This is a genomic window from Mesorhizobium sanjuanii (genome assembly GCF_002529485.1).
In the GTDB taxonomy this organism is placed as follows: Bacteria; Pseudomonadota; Alphaproteobacteria; order Rhizobiales; family Rhizobiaceae; genus Mesorhizobium; species Mesorhizobium sanjuanii.
Window position 1 is genome coordinate 1 of the sequence record NZ_NWQG01000171.1, and the last position, 15,445, is coordinate 15,445.

Annotated in this window: 15 protein-coding genes and 1 tRNA gene; 8 read left to right on the forward strand and 8 right to left on the reverse strand. The window is 63.1% G+C overall.

Features of this window, described 5'->3' with window-relative positions:
* On the reverse strand, positions 1-246 hold a 246-nt coding region (locus CN311_RS23060; protein ID WP_097576023.1), incomplete at its 3' end, for a hypothetical protein.
* A gap of 222 nt (positions 247-468) precedes the next feature.
* On the opposite strand from CN311_RS23060, the gene CN311_RS23065 reads away from it, so the two are divergent.
* The 4 genes from CN311_RS23065 (at position 469) to CN311_RS23080 (ending at position 3,887) form a co-directional block, all read left to right on the forward strand.
* Positions 469-543: transfer RNA gene (locus tag CN311_RS23065), tRNA-Asn, on the forward strand.
* 122 nt (positions 544-665) lie between these two features.
* A complete protein-coding gene (locus tag CN311_RS23070) occupies positions 666-1,886 on the forward strand; it encodes an FAD-binding domain (RefSeq protein WP_097575999.1) in 1,221 nt (406 codons plus the stop codon).
* A 70-nt stretch (positions 1,887-1,956) separates the two neighbouring features.
* On the forward strand, positions 1,957-3,165 hold the full coding sequence (locus tag CN311_RS23075; RefSeq protein WP_342586706.1) for an Acg family FMN-binding oxidoreductase: 1,209 nt from the start codon (positions 1,957-1,959) through the stop codon (positions 3,163-3,165).
* 215 nt (positions 3,166-3,380) lie between these two features.
* The gene (locus tag CN311_RS23080) at positions 3,381-3,887 is read left to right on the forward strand and encodes a hypothetical protein (protein WP_097576000.1); all 507 of its coding nucleotides are present in this window, start codon (positions 3,381-3,383) and stop codon (positions 3,885-3,887) included.
* 255 nt (positions 3,888-4,142) lie between these two features.
* Here the strand turns inward: CN311_RS23080 and CN311_RS23085 are convergent, their stop codons facing one another.
* A complete protein-coding gene (locus CN311_RS23085; RefSeq protein WP_097576001.1) occupies positions 4,143-5,333 on the reverse strand; it encodes an amidohydrolase in 1,191 nt (396 codons plus the stop codon).
* A gap of 119 nt (positions 5,334-5,452) precedes the next feature.
* Here CN311_RS23085 and CN311_RS23090 point away from each other — a divergent pair, with 119 nt between their 5' ends.
* Both CN311_RS23090 and CN311_RS23095 read left to right on the forward strand, forming a co-directional pair.
* Entirely contained in the window at positions 5,453-6,271 is an 819-nt protein-coding gene (locus tag CN311_RS23090) for an AraC family transcriptional regulator (protein WP_097576002.1), read from the forward strand.
* Between the two features lie 52 nt (positions 6,272-6,323).
* Positions 6,324-6,758 carry a cupin domain-containing protein gene (locus tag CN311_RS23095; RefSeq protein ID WP_097576003.1) on the forward strand — a complete coding sequence of 145 codons (435 nt, stop codon included), beginning with the start codon at positions 6,324-6,326 and terminating at the stop codon, positions 6,756-6,758.
* A gap of 114 nt (positions 6,759-6,872) precedes the next feature.
* Here CN311_RS23095 and CN311_RS23100 read toward each other — a convergent pair whose 3' ends face one another.
* Positions 6,873-7,124, reverse strand: a complete 252-nt coding sequence (locus CN311_RS23100; RefSeq protein ID WP_097576004.1) for an AbrB/MazE/SpoVT family DNA-binding domain-containing protein — start codon at positions 7,122-7,124, stop codon at positions 6,873-6,875.
* A 166-nt stretch (positions 7,125-7,290) separates the two neighbouring features.
* Between CN311_RS23100 and CN311_RS23105 the strand changes: the two genes are divergently transcribed.
* Positions 7,291-8,067 (forward strand): copper homeostasis protein CutC, encoded by a 777-nt coding sequence (locus tag CN311_RS23105; RefSeq protein ID WP_097576005.1) that lies wholly within the window; start codon positions 7,291-7,293, stop codon positions 8,065-8,067.
* Complete coding sequence (locus CN311_RS23110) at positions 8,067-8,564, forward strand: GNAT family N-acetyltransferase (RefSeq protein ID WP_097576006.1); 498 nt, start codon at positions 8,067-8,069, stop codon at positions 8,562-8,564. The genes CN311_RS23105 and CN311_RS23110 overlap by 1 nt, the downstream gene beginning before the upstream one ends.
* 7 nt (positions 8,565-8,571) lie before the next feature.
* Here CN311_RS23110 and CN311_RS23115 read toward each other — a convergent pair whose 3' ends face one another.
* From CN311_RS23115 to CN311_RS23135, 5 genes are all read right to left on the reverse strand, one after another.
* The gene (locus tag CN311_RS23115; protein WP_097576025.1) at positions 8,572-9,594 is read right to left on the reverse strand and encodes an acyltransferase family protein; all 1,023 of its coding nucleotides are present in this window, start codon (positions 9,592-9,594) and stop codon (positions 8,572-8,574) included.
* A gap of 257 nt (positions 9,595-9,851) precedes the next feature.
* A complete protein-coding gene (locus tag CN311_RS23120) occupies positions 9,852-10,649 on the reverse strand; it encodes an FAD binding domain-containing protein (protein ID WP_097576007.1) in 798 nt (265 codons plus the stop codon).
* A 12-nt stretch (positions 10,650-10,661) separates the two neighbouring features.
* Positions 10,662-13,013, reverse strand: coding sequence for a xanthine dehydrogenase family protein molybdopterin-binding subunit (locus CN311_RS23125; protein WP_097576008.1), 2,352 nt, complete (start codon positions 13,011-13,013; stop codon positions 10,662-10,664).
* Between the two features lie 108 nt (positions 13,014-13,121).
* A complete protein-coding gene (locus CN311_RS23130; protein WP_097576026.1) occupies positions 13,122-13,622 on the reverse strand; it encodes a (2Fe-2S)-binding protein in 501 nt (166 codons plus the stop codon).
* Between the two features lie 254 nt (positions 13,623-13,876).
* The gene (locus CN311_RS23135) at positions 13,877-15,409 is read right to left on the reverse strand and encodes an NAD(P)H-hydrate dehydratase (RefSeq protein WP_097576009.1); all 1,533 of its coding nucleotides are present in this window, start codon (positions 15,407-15,409) and stop codon (positions 13,877-13,879) included.
* Positions 15,410-15,445: the final 36 nt, after the last annotated feature.

Below are 15,445 nucleotides of genomic sequence, written 5' to 3' on the forward strand. Positions count from 1 at the left end.
CCGTCGTTCCCACCAGACGACGAATCGGCGCCTGTGGCGGCGCACCAAGGCAAACTCGTAGGAGAGCACCAGCAATCCGATCGGAATCATCCAGAAACCCAGGACGGGCAGGAAGCCGAGAATGCCGCCGAAGATCAGGACGGCCCCGATCGCGATCCTGCGGCCGCGCGAGCGCGGCATTTTGAACTCGCGGCCAAAGACCGATATTTTCCGCGCCGGCACTTGATTGTCGCTTGTTGCGCTCATGTCTGGTTGATGATCCGCTCGGACGAAATAAAGACACCAGCAGACGAAAGCCGCAACCGCCTTTTCGGTTCCGCCCTCTCCGCCGGACGGCTCATATGAGGGCGCAAACACGCGATTGCGAGAAATCGCCGCCCGAAAAAGCATCGAAAAAATACGAAATGCTTCTTTGCAAAGCCGAAACGGGTTTGCTATAGGCTGCGCCACTCACATGAGAGCCTCTGTTCCCCGGTAGCTCAGTGGTAGAGCAACCGGCTGTTAACCGGTTGGTCGCTGGTTCGAATCCGGCCCGGGGAGCCAAGTTTTTCAGGGTCCGTTCCCCGTCATGACGCAAGGTTGCGGCGTTTTCCCACGATAAAGTGAGTTTCGCCCGGTCGGCCCGGCCCTTGCCCCTACCGTCGCGGCGACTAGCTTTTTCAGCCATGAACAACAAATCGGTATTGATCTCGGGCGCGGGGATCGCCGGGCCGACGCTGGCCTTCTGGCTGAAAGCGGGCGGGTTCGAACCAACCCTGGTCGAGCGCGCTCCCGCCCTGCGCACCGGCGGCTACGTCATCGACTTCTGGGGGCTTGGTTACGACATTGCCGAGCGCATGGGTCTGGCCGGGGAAATCAACCGCATCGGCTATCACATGCGGGAGTTGCGGATCATCGACGATCGGGGTGAGCGCGTCACCGGCTTTGGCACCGATGTCTTGGGCGAACTGACCGGCGGGCGTTATGTGACGCTCGGACGCAGCGACCTCTCGCGATTGCTGTTCGACAAGATCGAAGGCACCGCGGAAGTCATATTCGGCGACGAGATCGCCGGCCTGCATCAGTCGGCGGACGGTGTGCGGGTTCAACTGAAGCACACGGGCGAACGCCGTTTCGATCTGGTGATCGGCGCGGACGGTTTGCATTCGCGGGTTCGCGAGCTTGCGTTCGGGCCGCAGGCCCGGTTCGAAAAGCACCTTGGCTACCTGTTCGCGGCGTTCGAGGTCAGCAGTTACCGTCCGCGCGACGAGAATGTCTATCTGATGTATGGGCAACCCGGACGGATGGTCGGGCGCTTCACGCTGGACAACGATCGAATGCTCTTCCTGTTCGTCTTTGCCGCGGAAAGCGATGCGCTTCCGGCGACGCCCGACCAGCAGAAGGCAATGCTGCGCGAGCGCTATCGCGGCGACGGCTGGGAATGCCCGCGCATCCTCGACGAACTGGACCGCACGCCGGACCTCTATTTCGACCGGGTCAGCCAGATCAAGATGGAAAGCTGGTCGCAGGACCGCGTCGCCCTCATCGGCGATGCCGCCTTCTGCGTATCCCTGGCAGCCGGCCAGGGCTCGGCTCTTGCAATGATCTCAGCCTATGTGCTGGCCGGTGAGCTTGCCAATGCCGACGGACATTACGAAGAAGCCTTCACCAGATACGAGGCGCTGTTGCGCGCTTATATCAGCACGAAGCAGCGGGGCGCCGAGCGCTTTGCCGCCGCTCTTGCTCCCAAGACCCGTGGGGGTCTGTGGTTTCGCAATCAGGTGATAAGAACGTTCGCGATTCCGGGATTGGCGAGGTTCGCCGTCGGCCGGGACATCATCGACACACTGCGACTTCCCGACTACCATTGGTCGGATCAAGCCGCCACGCGCTCGACGGCACGATAAGGTCCGCAACCTTGACAATCGGCGTCCACGCAGATGCCACGCCATCGATCTGGCGGGCAGTTCGACGAGCTTGCGCATTCGCGACCGCCACACTGAAGCCGAATGCGATGACCGAGCCTTCAACCAATTGACCGGGATCAATGATCGCCGCGGCAAGGCATGGCTCTTGTTCTCCATCTACCGACACAGGTGGGCGATGAACAGGCGGAGCTTGATGGTGGGTGCTGGCGCCACGTTTGTGGTAGCTGGCGTTGGCGCGGTGGCCTGGAAGACCTCGGTCGGCTCGGCGGCCGAGTATGAAGCCTACACCGCTCGCCTTCGAAGCGACCTGACGCTCCCTGACATCGGCGATGTCGTGCGCTACGCCAGTCTCGCCGCCAACAGCCACAATACGCAGCCCTGGTACTTCCGCGCGAAGGATCGCGTGATCGAAATCCTGCCGGACTTGTCGAGAAGAACGCCTGCGGTCGATCCTGATGACCACCACCTGTTCGTCAGCCTCGGCTGCGCGGCGGCAAATCTCGCTATTGCGGCCGCATCGTCGGGGCGCCCCGGTGAAACCGCCATCGCGCCGGACGGCAGCATCCGCTATGAGTTTGTCACTGGGCCGGCGAGACAGGAGCCGCTGCTCCCCGCCATTGCGAAGCGCCAGTCGACCCGCAGCGAATATGACCGCCGCTCCGTTTCGACCGCCGACCTGACGTTGCTCGAACGAGCCGCCGCCATTTCGGGCGTCAAGCTGATCCTCGTCGTCGATCGCGCGAGGATCGGCAGGGTACGCGATCTGGTTGTGGCCGGCAACGACGACCAGATGGCCGATCCCGCCTTCATGGCCGAACTCAAGCACTGGCTTCGTTTCAACCCCCGCAGCGCCATGGCTTCGGGCGATGGCCTCTTCTCGGCCGCAACCGGCAACCCCTCGATACCCACGGCCTTGGGAAGGCTCGCATTCGACAACCTCTTCGATGCAAGATCTGAAGGGGAGAAATACGCGCGTCACATCGACTCCTCCGCTGGAATCGCGGTCTTCGTTGGCGATCGGGAGGATCGAGAGCATTGGATCAGGGTCGGGCAAGCATGCCAGCGCTTCGCGCTCATGGGGACAAGTCTCGGGATGAAGCTTGCGTTCATCAACCAGCCGGCCGAGGTCACCCGTCTGCGTCCTGAAATGGCAGGACTGGTTGGTGAAACAAGGCGGCCCGACATAATTATGCGCTTTGGCTACGCACCAGCCCTGCCCTATTCGCCTCGACGGCCGGTCAACATGGTTTTGGCGTAAGGAAAGCCAGAATCAATGGAGCGACCGAGCTAACAAAAAGCGCCTGCCTACCGGCTCTGACCATCGAGCGTTCCGCCATGCCGTGGGTATCACGCCACCCCGAGTGCGTCTCGCCAGCGAAACCAGATTGCTCGCGTTCGGCCAGATGTGAATTGGATTTGCTTGGTGATCCGGCATCCATAGGGCAAACTCCCTGTCGGGCTTCAGGAGGAGAGATGAAAGCACGCACCGCCACGGTCGGCGATCTGGAAGACGTTTTTCGTGATCTGTCGAAGCGCATGTCCGACGAGTATGTCGCGGCCGGCAAGGATCCCAAGATCGCGTACGACAATCTGATGATGAACCTCAAGGAAGGTCGCGCCCACGCGCTTGTTCAGGATGACAAGACCGTCGCGATCATCGCCTGGCATGAGCATAGCGACGCCGCGGTTACATTGTTCGCCGCGCGCGAGGATTTCTTCAGCGCCGCGACCATCCGCTTCTGCAAGCGGCACATTCGCCAAATCCAGGCGCTTGCCGGCAACTTGCCCATTCACTCAACCAGTTGGCTCCAAGGACCTGACGTCGCGAGATGGTTTGGAATAATCGGCTATGTCGAGCGGGAGCCGGTGGGCGGCGCCAGCCTCTTCGAACTGCCGCCGGAATCATCGCAAAGGTGGGTCGGCCAAGACGAGGCCGCCGAGGACGGAAACAATGTTTCGGCTCATCGACGAACCGGGTGATCCCAGGCATTTTTAAGCCGGTGCAAGCCGTGCCAGATAGCAGCAAGACTGGGTTGATCGCGCAAGTCCCCTGATGGACCGGGCTGCCACCTTCCGCGATCACGCAATACCCTGACCGGTGACATTTGCTACCTTCCTTTCCGTGCGGATTGATTTCCGCCTGGCCGGCGCCCATCAGGCAACCTACCCCAACGCCCCCCACAGTGGCGCCGGCCACCTTCCCAGCATGGTGACTGCGGCGGCAGGAAATCCTGCTCATCTCGCCGCCTCTGGTGTTTTGCCGGGAAGCGTCTGCTCGACCAGATTGAGGTAGTAGCGCAGCACGGTCGGCACGATCTCGTCGTTGAAGACGTAGCGATCGCCATGCAGCCCCTCGCGGGGGCCGACATCGCCGACGCCGATCCAGGCGTAGCAGCCGCCTGCCTCGCGAACCATGAAGGCGAAATCCTCGCAGCCGAGGCTCGGGCTGAACTCCGTCGAGACGTTCTCCCTGCCGACGGTGACGGCAGCCGCCTCGATAGCGCGGGCCGTGGCGTCCGCCGTGTTGATCAGCGGCGGATAGCCCTTCTTGTAGTCGAGCGTTGCGTTGAGCGAATGCGCCGTGGCAACACCCCGGGCGATCTCGCCGATCAGCCGCTCGCAGTGATCGGAATGGCCGGGCTCGAAAAAGCGGCAGGTGCCTTGCAACCAGACCTTACCCGGCACGATGTTGCCGACATTGCCGCCATGGATCTGCGTGAGACTGACGACAAGCGCGCTCTGCGGATCGACCGAGCGGCTGACGATGCGCTGGACGGCCTGGACAAAGGCGCCGGCGGCGAGAATCGGATCATCGCCGAGTTGCGGCATGGCGGCGTGCGCGCCGAGACCTTCGAAGGTCAGTTCGAAAGTGTCGACGGCCGCCATCTGCGGTCCGACGCGCGCCGCGATCGTCCCCAGCCTGACGCCCGGCCAATTGTGCACGGCATACATCGCCTCGACCGGGAACCGCTTGAACAGGCCGTCCTCGATCATGCGCATGCTGCCGCCTTCGTTTTCCTCGGCCGGCTGGAAGACGAAGCAGACGGTGCCGTCGAAGGCGCGCGATTGGCTGAGCAGCCTGGCGGCGCCGAGCAGCATGGCGATATGGCCGTCATGGCCGCAGGCATGCATCACGCCCGGATTCCTGGAGGCATGGGGCAAGTCGGTCCTCTCCACGACCGGAAGCGCGTCCAGTTCGGCACGAAGACCGATGGCGCGTGCGCTGGTGCCGCTGCGCAAGACGCCGACAACCCCGGTGCCGCCGATCCCCTCATGCACCTCCTCGAAGCCGAAGGCGCGCAGTTTTTCGGCGACGAAGCGTGCCGTTTCTTGCTCGTTGAACCCGAGTTCGGGATTGGCATGGATATGGCGCTGCCATTCGATGACCTCTGGCGTCAGCGCGGCGATGGGATCATTGTGCAGCATGATATTTTCCTTCCATGATGGCAAAGGGCGGTCATGGTCCGCTCCTTGGCATCGCTCTGGAATAGAAGGCCGGACAAGGGGCGTCTTGAACCAGATTGACCGCACCCAGGAAGAAAGACGTGCACGCGACCGAAACCAGCAAATACTGGCGCCATCCTTGCTTCCCCGACCTTGGCCTGTTCAAGGCGCGCTTCACGCGGCATCGTTACGAGTTGCACACACACCCGACCTATGTGATCGCCCTGATCACCGCTGGCTGCGAGCGCATCCGCATCGGGCGCCGCAATGTCATCGCCCCCGCCGGCACCGTCGCCATCGTCAATCCCGAGGAGTGGCATGACGGGGAACAGGGCGCGGATGAGGGCTGGGCCTACCGGACCTTTTATCCCACCGTGCCGCTGATGACGGCGCTCGCCCGCGAGCTGGGCCGGGATCGCGCCCCGGTTTTCTCGCGCGCAATCATCGAGGACCATCATCTCGCAGCAAGGCTGGCGGCGGCGCATGAAGGCTCGACATCCCAGGACGCAACGAAAGCCGAGGCGTCCCTGCTCGCCGCGTTGGGGCGTCTCATCGTTCGGCACGGCGACTGGAACGGGCGGGTCGAGGAGGTCGAAAGCGCGGGATGGCGGCGGCGATTCCCTGTCTACGAGGAACTGATCGAAAGCAGGCTTGGCTCGCCGCTCGACCTCCAGCGGCTCGCCGACGCCGCGCGTGTCACCCGGTTCCAGGTTATCCGGGATTTCAAGAAGACGATTGGGCTGACACCCGCGGCCTATATCCGCGACCGGAGATTACGCCGCGCCCACCTCTTGATCGAGCAGGGCCTCGGCCTCGCCGATGCCGCCCTTGCGGCGGGTTTCGCTGACCAGAGCCATCTCACCCGCGCCTTCCGCGTCGCGCACGGCATGTCGCCAGGAATGTTCCGCAGAGCCGGCTGAACACTACTTGCGCGCGGATGCTTGCCGCGCGATGGTGACGCAGGGAGGAACCATGCGAAACATCCTGGCATCAATGACGCTGCTGCTCGCGGCCGCGCTATTTGCAGACGTCGCTCAGGCGCTGGACAGCAGCGGGATGCCGGTGGTCGTAACGCCGCTTGCCTCACGCGCGGAAACGGCGTCCGGCCAGCCGATCACGCTGCCGCAGAAAAATGTCCAGGTCCTGGTCTCGACTTACGACATCGCGGCGGGTGCGACCTTGCCGGTCCACAAGCACCCCTTCCCTCGCTACGCCTATGTGATGGCCGGGACGCTTCAGGTCACCAATGTCGAGACCGGCAAAAGCAACACCTACAAGACAGGCGATTTCATCGTGGAGATGATCGGCCAGTGGCACCAGGCCATTAATGTCGGTACCGATCCGGTCAAGCTGCTGGTGATCGACCAGGTTGAAGAAGGCACCAAGAACACGGTGCTGCGTCAATAGCTGCCCGCTTCTGATCCCCGTTCCGCTCCGCATTTTCTAGGGTAGAAGACGGATGGGATCGCTCGTCGTCACCCTTAATAGCCCGAACGAGTACGTTGGTGTCGGGAGTGATCTTCACTGCTTGCCGGCCCAGCCTCGTGTGGCGATGGCGTTCATTTCCTCGATCGACAGGGATGGGCCACCCTTCCTGTCCAGGAAGTCGAAAACATCCAAGATCTTTCCTGAAGGCAGCGCGGCCTTCACCTCGATCCGGCCATCGGGAAGCTTGTCCACGACAATTTTCTCGCCCGGACGAACACCCAGATGCTTCAAAATATCCTTGCGCAGCGTGACCTGCCCTTTGGCGGTAATGGTAAGCGTGCTCATGGCGAGCCCTCCTGTCGAAGTTACGCATGTATAGCAAAAGCGCCTTACCATCGAGAGCGCCAAGGCCCTATTGCCTAGCTGCAGCGACAATTGGAGCCTTTAGCCAATGGTTGCAGCTTTCGCGGCAACGGAGCCGATGCTAGGGCTGCGCGATGTCTAACTATCAGTGGACCGCCCCGTGACCGACATCGAACGTCCTCGCCTGCCCTTGATCGAAATCTGCGTCGAAGGAATAGACGGGCTGCTCACCGCACAGGCAGCCGGCGCCGACCGGGTCGAGCTGTGCGCCAGCCTGGTCGAAGGCGGCATCACGCCAAGCCTCGGCACTGTCCGCGCGGCCCTCGAACTGGCGACGATCCCGTTCCATGTCATCGTGCGGCCGCGTGGCGGCGACTTCCTTTATAGCGATACCGAATATGGCTCGATGCTTGCCGATGTGCGCGCGCTCCGCGAGCTCGGCGTGGCCGGTGTCGTCGTCGGCTGCCTGAACGCCGACGGCACCATCGACGAAAAACGCATGAGCGAACTGGTGCGGGCGGCCGAGCCTTTGAACGTCACCTGCCATCGCGCCTTCGACATGACGCGCGATCCGAACGAGGCGCTGGAAGCGCTGATCCGCTGCAAGGTCGGCCGGGTGCTGACCAGCGGCCAGCGCGACACGGCGCGGCAAGGAGCGGCGCTGCTGGCGGACCTCGTGCGGCAGGCCGGCGACCGCATCATCATTCTCGGCTGCGGCGCGCTCGCCCCCGACAACATTGCCGAGGTGGCGGGAACAACCCGGCTGACGGAAATGCATTTCGCCGCACTCAAGGACGTGCCAAGCACCATGCGCTACCGAAATCCCCATGTCGGCATGGGCGGTGACGACCTCGATCGCGAGTATCGCACCACCGTCACCGACGGAGCGCTGGTGGCAGCGACGATCGCGGCGGTTAGGGCGTGATGACAAATATGCGCTCGCCGATTGCCAGGGTTGCGCCTGAGGACGAACCCGCCATCCTCGCTCTCAACAACGAGCATGCGGCCGAACTGTCATGGCTCGAAGCTGAGCGCCTGTCCTTCCTTCTCGGCGAGGCATTCTATGCGCGCCGCATCGGCGCGCTCCAAGCCTTCATCATGACTTTCGACCAGGACGCCAACTATGACAGCCCGAATTTCCTGTGGTTCCGCGAACGCTACAAACGCTTCGTCTATGTCGACCGCGTCGTCGTCGCCGGCCACGCGCGCGGCCGCGGCCACGCCCGCCGGCTGTATGAGGATCTGTTCGACCAGGTTGCGCGTGCCGGCCAGACCATCGTCACTTGCGAGGTCAATGCCGAGCCGCCCAATCCCGCCTCGGACGCCTTTCACGCGGCGCTCGGCTTTGTCGAAGTCGGCGACGCGGTGATCCATGGCGGCAAGAAGGCCGTGCGCTACTACGAGAGAAAGATGACGGCCTGAGCCGGTACTACCAGTTGCGGTTCAGCCAGGCGCGGGCCGGCTTTTCGACGATGTAATAGCTGCACAGCGCGCAGGCGAACACGCCGGCCAGCATGGGCAGCGGCGCACTGCCCTGCGAATAGACGAATTTGTAGAAGGGCTGCTGCCACAGATAGAGCGAATATGACCACAGCCCGAGCATTGCCATCGGCCGGGAGGACAAGAATCCTGTCAGGTAACGAGCGCTGAAGTCGAGCGAATTGACCGCAAACGCCAGCAGCGGCACGGCCACAAGATAGTGGATCGGCGTCGGCACCGGATCAATGAACAGAAGGACCGCCGCAGCGGATGCCACAAGGGCGACATGCGGACCCCTGAACAAGGCCGGCAGCCTGTCGTCTGCCTTGAGCAGGCAAATCACCGCCGACAGCAGGATCGAGGCGATGTGCACGTCGGTTCGCCAATAGGTGGCTTCGTAGGCCATGCCGAAGGCCCAGTAAGAAATGGCGCCATTCGCCATGGCGAGCACCGAGAGCGCGCCGAGCAGCGCGATGACGCGGCTACGCCCCGAGACGACGAAGCTGATCAGCGCCAGGATGACATAGGTATGTTCTTCGACGCAGAGCGACCAGATATGATCCAGCGCGCCGGCCCGGGTGAAGAGAATTCCAGCATAATTATAGGTAAACGTCAGTGCCGTCAGCGCCGCCTTCCATTTGAAGGCGATGAAGGTGCCTGACAAGGCAATCATCGAGACGACGACGAAAACCAGCAGCGCCGGGTAGATGCGCGAGAACCGACGCTTGAAGAATTTCTTCAGCGGATAACGCTCGATAAACAGGATCTCAGCCATTAGCCGGCCACTGAGCACAAAGAAGAACTCGACGCCCATGACGCCGAGATTTATGCCGGGAACGGGAAAGAAGTGGCCGATCAGCACCAGTGCTATCGACAGGCCGCGCCATCCGTCGAGATAGGCCAGCCTTGTTCTCGACGCAGTGTCGGCGGCGGATCGGGACGGAACGACATGCGTCGCGGAGATGTCCGTCATACCGGCTCCCTTCGCATTGAATGATGCGAAAAGGGCTGCAGGTGAAGACTCCGAACCCGGCTCGCGTTTGGTCGGCATATTGCAGTGCAATATCACCTTGTGCAAGTGCGAGATCGTCGCCGACGCAATTCCAGGAAAGTGCGCAGCAGTTTTCCCGAGAAAAGCGCATAGCGCTTTCCCCGGGGAATTGCATAAAACAAATATCCAAAAAGGGGCCACCTCAAGGGACCCCCTATTGCGTCAGAACCCGGCTGACGTCAGGCGTTGGCGGCGGCCACCGCGCGCTTGGCCATCACCGCGATCAGATTGGCGCGATAGTCAGCCGAAGCATGGATGTCGCTCATCAAATTCTTCGCCGGCACTATCATGCCGTCCAGCGCCGCAGCGGCAAAATTCCTGGCCAGCGCTGCCTCGATCTCCTTCGAGCGGAAGACGCCGTCGTCGCCGGCCCCGGTGACGGCAACCCTGACGCCATCCTTGCCCTTGGCCACGAACACGCCGACGATCGCATAGCGCGAGGCGGGGTTGCGGAACTTCTCATAGGCAGCCTTGGCAGGCGCGGTGAAGGTCACCGCCGTGACGATCTCGCCGTCCTTCAGTGCCGTCTCGAACAGGCCTTTGAAGAACTTGTCGGCGGCGATCTCACGCTTGTTGGTGACGATGGTGGCGTCGAGCGCCAGCAGCGCTGCCGGATAGTCGGCGGCCGGATCGTTGTTGGCGATCGAGCCGCCGATCGTTCCCTTGTGGCGCACCGCCGGATCGCCGATCAGCGACGCCAGATGGGCAAGCGCCGGGCAAGCCTTTTTCAGCTTCTCGTCGCTGGCGACTTCATAATGCGTGGTGCCGGCGCCGATGGTGATGGTCTTGCCTGACACCTTGACGCCTTGCAGGTCCTTGATCCGCGACAGGTCGACGAGATCGGAGGGGGCGGCCAGCCGCGTCTTCATCGCGGGGATCAGCGTCATGCCGCCCGATAACAGCTTCGCATCGCCGTTCTTGACCAGCTTGGCTGCATCGGTGACCGAGGCGGCACGGTGGTAGTTGACTGAATACATGGTTGTTCCCCCTCAGTGCTTCGTCGCCGCCCGGATCGCCGCCCAGACCGTGGACGGCGATGCCGGCATCGCGATATCGGTAACGCCGATGGCGTCGGTAATGGCGTTGATCACCGCCGGCGGTGAGCCGATGGCACCGGCTTCGCCACAGCCCTTGATGCCGAGCGGATTGCCCGGGCACGGCGTGTTCGAGGTCGAGACCTTGAACGACGGCAGGTCGCTTGCGCGCGGCATGGTGTAGTCCATGTAACTCGCCGTCAGCAGCTGGCCGCTGGCATCGTAGAAGGCCCCTTCCAGCAGTGCCTGGCCGATGCCTTGCGCGATGCCGCCATGCACCTGGCCCTCGACGATCATCGGATTGATGATGTTGCCGAAGTCGTCGGCGGCGACGAACTGGATGATCTCGGTCGTGCCGGTCTCCGGATCGATCTCGACCTCGCAGATGTAGCACCCGGCCGGAAAGGTGAAGTTCGACGGATCGTAGAACGCCGTTTCCTTCAGCCCTGGCTCCATGCCTCCTGGCAGATTATGGGCGGTGTAGGCGGCGAGCGCCATCTGGAACCACGGCACGCTCTTGTCCGTGCCCGCCACCTTCAGCGTGCCGTCTTCGATAACGATGTCGCCCTCGTCGGCCTCAAGCAGATGGGCTGCGATCTTTTTGGCTTTGGCCTCGACCTTGTCGAGCGCCTTGGCGACGGCCGACATGCCGACCGCACCCGAGCGCGAGCCATAGGTGCCCATGCCCATCTGCACCTTGTCGGTGTCGCCATGGACGATCGAAACGCTGTCTATCGGCACGCCGAAACGCTGGTTGACCAGTTGCGCGAAGGTCGTCTCATGGCCCTGGCCATGACTATGCGAGCCGGTCAGCACTTCGATCGTACCGACCGCGTTCACCCGCACCTCAGCGCTCTCCCACAGGCCAACGCCGGCGCCAAGGCTGCCGACAGCCGCCGACGGCGCGAGGCCGCAGGCCTCGATGTAGTTGCTCATGCCGATGCCGCGCAGTTTCCCTTTCTTGGCGGCAGCCGTCTTGCGCGCTGCAAAGCCGGCATAGTCGGAAGCCTTCATCGCCGCATCGAGCGAGGCCGCGTAGTCGCCCGCGTCATAGTTCATGATAACCGGCGTCTGGTGCGGGAAGGACGTGATGAAGTTTTTTCGCCGAAGCTCGGCTGGCGACACGCCGAGCTCGCGGGCTGCCGTCTCCATCGTGCGTTCGAGCAGATAGGTGGCTTCCGGCCGCCCTGCCCCGCGATAGGCGTCGACCGGCGCCGTGTTGGTGTAGACGGCGCGCACATTGGCGTGGATTGCCGGAATATCGTACTGGCCTGACAGCAGCGTCGCGTAGAGATAGGTCGGCACGCAGGACGAGAAGAGTGACATGTAGGCGCCAAGATTGGCGATCGTGTCGACCTTCAGCCCGGTTATCCTGTTGTTCTTGTCGAAGCCCATTTCCACGGTCGAGACATGGTCGCGGCCATGGGCGTCGGTGAGAAAGCTCTCGGTGCGGTCGGCCACCCATTTGACCGGCACGCCGGTCTTCTTCGACGCCCACAGGCAGACGATCTCTTCGGGATAGATGTAGATCTTCGAGCCGAAGCCGCCGCCGACATCAGGCGCGATGACACGCAGCTTGTTTTCCGGTGCGACATTGTAGAAGGCGCTCATCACCAGCCGGGCGACATGGGGATTCTGCGAGGTCGTCCAGCAGGTGTAGTGGTCCTCCGCCTTGTCGTAATGGCCAAGCGCCGCGCGCGGCTCCATGGCGTTGGGCACCAGGCGGTTGTTGACGATCTTCATGCGGGTGACATGGGCAGCGGCCTGGATCGCCGCATCGGTCGCCTTGCCGTCGCCGAGCTCCCAGTCGAAAATCAGATTGTTGTCGGCTTCCGGATGGATCTGCGGCGCACCCCTCTCGAGCGCCTTCGGTGCATCGACGACCGCCTTCAATTCCTTGTAGGTGATGTCGACCGCTTCGGCCGCGTCGCGCGCCTGGCCCTTGGTTTCGGCGACCACGACGACCACCGCGTCGCCGACATAGCGAACCTTGTCGAAGGCCAGCGGCGACCACGCCCCCATCTTCATCGGCGAGCCGTCCTTGGAATGGATCATCCAGCCGCAGATGAGGTTGCCGATGCCGTCGGCCTTGAGCTCCTTGCCGGTCAAAACACCGATGACGCCGGGCATGCCTTGCGCTTGTCTGACGTCGATCTTCTTGATCTGCGCATGTGCGTGCGGGCTGCGCACGAAGGCCGCATGCTTCATGCCTGGAACCACCATGTCGTCGACATAGCGGCCGGCGCCAGTGATGAACCTCTTGTCTTCCTTGCGCGCCACCCGAGCGCCAACGCCTTCAATGCCCATCGCAGAAATTCCTCCCGGTGAATGGTGAATGGTCAATAGTGAATGGCGAGCTAGTGGGAGATTGGAGCCTGAACCAGACTATTCACCATTCACTATTCACCATTGACTTCAAGCAGCCCGCTTTGCCTTGCCCTTCGCCCCCTTGGACATCGTCGCCGATGCGGCGAGGATCGCCTTGACGATGTTGTGGTAGCCGGTGCAGCGGCAGATATTGCCTTCGAGCTCGACGCGCACCGTAGCCTCGTCGAGACCTTCGGGGTGGCGGTTGATCATGTCGGTCGCCGCCATGATCATGCCCGGCGTGCAGAAGCCGCATTGCAGCCCGTGATGCTCCTTGAACGCCGCCTGCACCGGATGCAGGTCGGCGCCGTTGGCCAGACCTTCGATCGTCAGCACCGTCGACCCCGAGGCTTGCACCGCCAGCATCGTGCAGGACTTTACCGCCTTGCCGTCGACATGGACCACGCAGGCGCCGCATTGCGAGGTGTCGCACCCGACATGCGTGCCGGTGAGGCCGAGATTCTCCCGCAGGAAATGAACCAGCAGCGTACGGTCTTCGGCGACGCCGCTGACCCGCTTCCCGTTGACCGTCAACGATACTTCCGACATGAAACCTCCCTGGGCAAATACCTTGGTCGTTCCGTCACCGATGCGGCGCATGCGCTCCGGCTGTCCGCTCTCCCCCACCCGTGTAACACACGGAAAAAGCGGCCCGAAATTCCGAAGTCGTGAGAATGCAGTTCGCCCGAAAATCCGCATATTGTACTTTCGGTCACGCCGGAGAAAACGGTGACATGAACCGAAAACTTCGATCACCGTGCGCTACCGCCATCCGATCGTCGCGAGCAGAGCAGACCGGAGGCTCATCGCGCGGCCCTGATGCCGCTGTCGACAAGCTCACGCAGCACCGGCACCAGCGCCGACGGCAGATCCTCGGCGATCAGCCCAGGTCCGAAATGGCTGCCGGCCTCGGCGTGGATCCAGACAGCCGCGCAGGCAGCTTCGAAAGCCGGCATGCCTTGCGCCAACAGTCCAGCGATGATTCCTGCCAGCACATCACCGGAGCCGGCGGTGGCCAGCCACGGCGCGCCATTGCGGTTGATTGCCGCCCTGCCACCCGGTGCAGCAATCACCGTGTCGGCGCCTTTATAGAGGATGACGGCGTTGGCGCGCTCGGCAGCGGCGCGCGCCCTGGCCAGCTTGGACAGGATCTTGTCCCCGGCGATGTCAGCAAACAACCTGGCGAATTCACCCTCATGCGGGGTCAGCACCAGGGCGGGGGCATCCGGCAGGCGAGAGGCTTCGAAAAGCAGCTCAGGCGCGTCGCGAAACGAGGTGATGCCGTCGGCATCGAGCACCAGCCCGTCGATCCCGCCAGCGGCGCTTTGCCGTCCTGCACTTAGTACGGCAAGGGCAAAATCCCGCGCCTTTTCACCGACGCCAAAGCCCGGGCCGAGGGCAAAGGCCGACGGCCGGCGCTCGCCTATGAAATCTTGCATGTCGGCAAGGGTGTCGGCCTTGCGCAGCATGATGGAGGTCAGATGCGCGGCATTCACCTGCATGGCATTCGCCGGCGAAAGCACGGTCACGGCCCCTGCCCCACTTCTGGCTGCGGCCAGCGCCGACAGTCGCGCGGCACCCGTTGCGCTCGGCCCGCCCGAAAAAACGACGACATGGCCGCGCTTGTATTTGTGCGCGTCGACGGCGGGAACCGGGAACTTCCCTACCCAAAGCGGCGGGGTATTTTCGAAGGTTCGTGGTTCAAGCCGCGCAATGATGCCGTCGCCGATGCCAATGTCGGCAAGCACGATTTCGCCGCACATTTGGCGCCCCGGCAGCAACAAATGCCCCGGCTTTTTGCGCGCGAACGTCACCGTGACCATGGCGCGGAATGCGCGGCCGAGGACTTCGCCACTTGCGCCGGAAACGCCCGAGGGCAGATCGACCGCGACGACGGGCAGGCCCAGCTCCGTCGCCCTGTCGATCGCGCTCGCGGCATCGCCGGCGAGCGGCTTGGACAGCCCTGCCCCATAGAGCGCGTCGACCACGATCGAGCCCGTCTCGGCAACAAACTCGGCCAGCGGACGAGGCTTGACCGGGCACTGCGAAGCAGCCAGAGCCGCATCGCTGCCGGCCCTGGGCGGGCCGGATGCCCAAACCAGGACGTCGACGGCGCTGTCCCTCAGAATGCCGGCGACGACGTAGCCATCGCCGCCATTGTTGCCGGGGCCGCACAGGACATGGACGCGGCTCGCCTGGGGATAGCGAGCCAGCACCACGGCTGCGACCGCCTCGCCGGCGCACCGCATGAGGCCGAAGCCATCGAGTGGCCCGGCCGCAATCGCCAGGCGATCGGCCTCGGCCATCTCGGCCGGAGACAAAAGTTCATTGCTCATGGATTGCCGACCCGCATTTGCGCAAGCATTGTCCAG